This window comes from Paenibacillus sp. 1-18 (assembly GCF_000520755.1).
Classification (GTDB): Bacteria; Bacillota; Bacilli; order Paenibacillales; family Paenibacillaceae; genus Paenibacillus; species Paenibacillus brasilensis.
In genome coordinates this window covers 1-3,723 of record NZ_ASSB01000192.1, presented here as the reverse complement: position 1 = coordinate 3,723, position 3,723 = coordinate 1, and the positions used below count along the sequence as shown (strand labels likewise).

Here is a 3,723-nt window from a genome sequence, read left to right as displayed (position 1 = left end):
TGATACCCTGCTGGCATACGCTGGTGGGGTATTTTTGTTTACCTAGAAGTCCATTCCCTAAACAATGCCTCGCATAACCTGTGGAGTAACAAGGGAGGCGTCACGTGTGAGGGGAATTGAAAGAGGTTGCGGAAATACTGACGGGAAAGTTTGGAATTCGATAACAGTTATCTTGGCACTGTTTATTTTGTTGGTAATTATCTTGACATTAATTCTTTTATAAAGATTTTTAGGCTCTATCGGTTTATCCGATAAGAGCCTTTGTTTTGTCTACCAATATGCCCTGTCATAGAACGTATTTATACATATATTAAGGTGTACAACAAGTAAGGGAGGTTAAAGCCATGGGTGCATATGCAGGTGCAGGTGCAGGTTCATGCGGCGGGGGTATGTGGACATCTACAGCGGCAATATTGGTGCTCTTTATCCTGTTGGTTATCATTACTAAATCACTTTGGGTTTGATTTCGTGAAGAACTAAACACTCGAATAACAAAAAGCCCAGCCAACCTTAAATGGTCGGCTGGGAAATATTTTTAGGCTCTTTTCGTAAAGACTGTTGCTATGAAAGGGAGCAATGCCTTTGCCCTGCTGAAAACATTAGTGTTTTCTCTTTTTAACATTTACGTTGAACAGATTGGCAGCCAGCGCATTGCCTTGTGCACGTGCAGACGCTTTTTGTTTTGACCGGATCGAAATGCTATTTCTTTTTACATGGTGTTTTCTTCTACTCATGGAAATCACCTCCTTTCATAAGAAATGAAGATGCGGATGGTCTTAGTGGTGCTTTTTGCGTTTGGATATTTTGATGTTCAGTGCATTGGTTGCCAGCGCATTACCATTTCTTGTTCTGGCATTTGCAGCCTGAAAAATTTTAACGACCAAGAATTTGTTTTTACCGACACGATGTTTGAACGTTTTTACTCTTGTTTTGATCATCTGCATACCCCCTCTGCTAAGGTTTACTTTATTTATATGTCAGTGGCGATAGCGATGTATAAGCATGAATCTATTAACAGCAAAAAGAAACTATTACCTAATAGATAGATTTCCTTGTCCCATATAAACCATATTAAACTCAACATATCGTCATATTAGAAGGCTCTGGTTGTGATCAGAAGATCGTTATGCCAATGGGAGATGCAGACAGAAACTTTATAGAATATTAAAACACCGGATTGCTCCGGAGTTTTTTTATTGAAGGATTTTTTAAATTATTCACCGAATACCTATCCTGAGGTGATCAGCATGAACCATACATATAAAGTGTTAAAGTCGGATATAGAACTATTTGCAGCTGCATTAAGCCAGGTAAGAGTATATGTAGTCCAGCCGCTAAGTGAGGATATGATAGAGGTTGTGGACTATGGCGGAGCGATTGAGAAGATAACGCCGGAATCCATCAAGATTAACGGATCTTATTTCTTCCGTAAGCAGTTTGAATTTAGAGTAGATGTGAAAAAGGACTCCGCTGGTATGTAACCAGTATGGAGTCCTGTGTTGTTTATTTAGTTGAATACTCGCTAACATCAAACGTAAGAATCTTATTGAATATTACATAGTCCTTCCGGTTACTGAATGGTCCTTTGTTGTTATTGTGCTTATCGATGGCAAAGAATGAAGGGCCTCTGCCAGCATCTTTAGCGTCATACCAAGCGATGAAGGCGTTCAATTCTTTTTTACTTAGATCGAATTCTTTATCAAATCCATTATCCATTGTTACAGTCAAAATAGCGCGGTCACCAGTTGTTTGCGATGACCCATCTGTATCCGATGATCCAGGCTTTGTAGATGGGTCAGGTGTTGTAGATGGATCAGGCTTTGTAGATGGGTCAGGTGTTGTAGACGGATCGGGCTTTGTAGATGGATCAGGAGTTGTAGATGTACCCGATTCTTGGTAAGGCAAAAATCCTTCAGGTACTGGATATTTAAAATCACTAGCCCCGAAATTAGCCGTAAATATAGTAGGGCCGTCTAATAGACCATTTCTTATCAATGGATGTATAGGAGTACCGACTAAAGAAGGGGTATACTTTGAAACACCCTGTGATATTCCGTTGTTGTAAAAGGTTATTGTATTATTCTCTAAATCTAAAGCAACCGATATAACATCATTTGCCTTGAAAGCTTTCCCATAATCGTATTGACCAGTACCAAAGGAAGGGCTTGTGGGACCATAATTCCGCCCAGTGTTACTCTCGTAACTGATTTGTTTTTTCTTGTCTGAACTAGCGATTCCTATATTCCCAATTCCTTTATCAAGAGTTACTTCCCAATACCATTTCCCTGAGCTCTTTCCTACATTAGCAATATCGGCTTGATTCCATTGAGGAATTGTTTTTGTTAGAGTTGCATCTGACCAAGTTACATTGACAGTTTCTGCTTTTGTAACTGTAGGGAACAAAGAAAATACCGAAACTCCAATGAGAAGGGCTAACATTATTGTTCCTAGTTTTTTGAATATAATATTTTTCATGACTTCCTCCTAAGATATATGTAATAACAACTGAATTATAGAACTGAATTAAAGGAATGTCTAAACATTAATGTCTATATATTCAAAATAAAGTTTAATAGTGGATTTAAATTTTTACTCTCTAGTACATCATAACTAAAAGATCTTTTTTGTTTTGTGACAACATATGCGATACTTCGACATGACCCTCCAATTAGTATAGAGAAGATTTAAATACTATGGAGGTGTCGTATGATAAAAGGAATCGTAAGAGGATTAGTTGTATTTTTACTAGCTGCTATTTTTTCCTTTCAAGGCGTCTATGCTGAGCCGGCAGCAATCAGTCAACAAGCAGCAGCTGAGTATACATTGGAGTTTCCAAGCTCACGTTATCCTGAAACTGGTGCACACATTAGGGATGCAATAGCAGCCGGACGTTCTGCCATTTGCACGATTGACCGGGACGGGGCTGAGGAAAATCGCAAGGAATCGCTCAAGGGCTATCCAACTAAAAAAGGATATGACCGCGATGAGTGGCCAATGGCAATGTGCTCCGAAGGCGGAGAGGGTGCTGATATTAGATACATAAGTCCAAAGGATAATCGTGGAGCCGGAAGCTGGGTAAGTCATCAGCTAGATAAGTATAAGGATGGCACGAAAGTTGAATTTATTGTTAAATAGAAAACAATCCCGCCGACCAATTAAGGTTAGCAAAGCTTTTTATTTCCCCCATTTGAATATTGCATGACATATATTACAAAAAGTTATTGACAGCTGTTAAATTATGGACAACAATAGAATACAATAATATAAAAGTTTTGGAATTTCTGTATGAAAGGTGGATATGACATGAAGCATACACCTACGATTCGGGCAGAATTAGACGGATATTTAAAACAAGAAGGTTTGAGTCTAACGCAATTTGGGCAAATTGCAGGCATGAATAGGGGAGCGGTAAGTGCTATTGTGTCAGGAAATAAGCCTATGTCCATTAACCAGCTTGACCTAATTACGGAGGCTATGGGTTTACCGGAAGGCCACTTTTACGACTTGTTTATAGATAACTACATCATCGACTTACAACCGAATATGAGGCGGATCGAGCCATTTTTGTATCGCTGTGCGGAGTTGGACAAGTTAGATGCGATCCGTCGAGTGGTGGGAGCTATTATGGACAATCTACTCTATTCACCCAAACTATTCGAGATTGCGGAGAACTTATTCGCACAGGGACGACATGCTGCGGCGCTACTGCTCTATGAGAATGTG

6 protein-coding genes and 1 pseudogene are annotated in these 3,723 nt (G+C 39.5%); 4 read left to right on the top strand and 3 right to left on the bottom strand.

Annotated features, from left to right (window positions below):
• Window positions 1–344: 344 nt before the first annotated feature.
• Window positions 345–464 carry a YjcZ family sporulation protein gene (locus L693_RS29190; RefSeq protein ID WP_081752134.1) on the top strand — a complete coding sequence of 40 codons (120 nt, stop codon included), beginning with the start codon at window positions 345–347 and terminating at the stop codon, window positions 462–464.
• Window positions 465–599: 135 nt separating this feature from the next.
• Here L693_RS29190 and L693_RS31955 read toward each other — a convergent pair whose 3' ends face one another.
• Window positions 600–734 carry a hypothetical protein gene (locus L693_RS31955; RefSeq protein WP_267497739.1) on the bottom strand — a complete coding sequence of 45 codons (135 nt, stop codon included), beginning with the start codon at window positions 732–734 and terminating at the stop codon, window positions 600–602.
• A 42-nt stretch (window positions 735–776) separates the two neighbouring features.
• Window positions 777–938 (bottom strand): hypothetical protein, encoded by a 162-nt coding sequence (locus L693_RS30580; protein WP_197029894.1) that lies wholly within the window; start codon window positions 936–938, stop codon window positions 777–779.
• 309 nt (window positions 939–1,247) lie between these two features.
• Between L693_RS30580 and L693_RS0111435 the strand changes: the two genes are divergently transcribed.
• Window positions 1,248–1,481, top strand: a complete 234-nt coding sequence (locus L693_RS0111435; RefSeq protein WP_025717357.1) for a hypothetical protein — start codon at window positions 1,248–1,250, stop codon at window positions 1,479–1,481.
• Window positions 1,482–1,503: 22 nt separating this feature from the next.
• Here the strand turns inward: L693_RS0111435 and L693_RS0111430 are convergent, their stop codons facing one another.
• Window positions 1,504–2,475: an SPRY domain-containing protein gene (locus L693_RS0111430; RefSeq protein WP_025717356.1), complete on the bottom strand. Its 972-nt coding sequence runs from the start codon at window positions 2,473–2,475 to the stop codon at window positions 1,504–1,506.
• 231 nt (window positions 2,476–2,706) lie between these two features.
• Between L693_RS0111430 and L693_RS0111425 the strand changes: the two genes are divergently transcribed.
• Together L693_RS0111425 and L693_RS28035 are read left to right on the top strand one after the other, a co-directional pair.
• Complete coding sequence (locus tag L693_RS0111425; protein WP_025717355.1) at window positions 2,707–3,135, top strand: NucA/NucB deoxyribonuclease domain-containing protein; 429 nt, start codon at window positions 2,707–2,709, stop codon at window positions 3,133–3,135.
• Window positions 3,136–3,303: 168 nt separating this feature from the next.
• Window positions 3,304–3,723, top strand: a pseudogene (locus L693_RS28035) (helix-turn-helix transcriptional regulator); the annotation flags it as partial.